The organism is Pseudarthrobacter albicanus (genome assembly GCF_018224015.1).
Taxonomy (GTDB): domain Bacteria; phylum Actinomycetota; class Actinomycetes; order Actinomycetales; family Micrococcaceae; genus Arthrobacter; species Arthrobacter albicanus.
Window position 1 is genome coordinate 1 of sequence record NZ_JAGPOT010000209.1, and the last position, 396, is coordinate 396.

The following is a 396-nucleotide window of genomic DNA, read 5'->3' on the forward strand; positions in this document are numbered from 1 at the left end:
AATGAACGGCGACGCCGTGATGTACGACGTCGGAAAGATCCTGACCGTGGGCGGGTCGACCGCCTACAATAGCATCCCGGCTACGGCGCGGGCGTACACGATCGACATCAACAACGGGGTCAAGGTGGCCCGGACCGCAGACATGGGCGTGACCCGGTCGTTCGCGAACGGGGTCGCGCTGCCCGATGGCCAGGTGCTGGTGGTCGGCGGTCAGGCCACCCCGGTTCCGTTCACGGACACCGGCGCCAGGATGGCCCCGGAAATCTGGAACCCGGCCACCGGAAAGTGGACCACGCTGGCCCCGATGGCCATCCCCCGGACGTATCACAGCGTCGGCCTGCTGCTTCCCGATGGCCGGGTCTTCGTCGGCGGTGGCGGGCTGTGCAACACCTGCAC

1 protein-coding gene is annotated in these 396 nt (G+C 67.9%); it reads left to right on the forward strand.

Annotated features, from left to right (window positions below):
* Window positions 1-396 (forward strand): Kelch repeat-containing protein (locus J9611_RS21470; protein WP_211883296.1); only part of this gene is annotated, 396 nt, incomplete at both ends.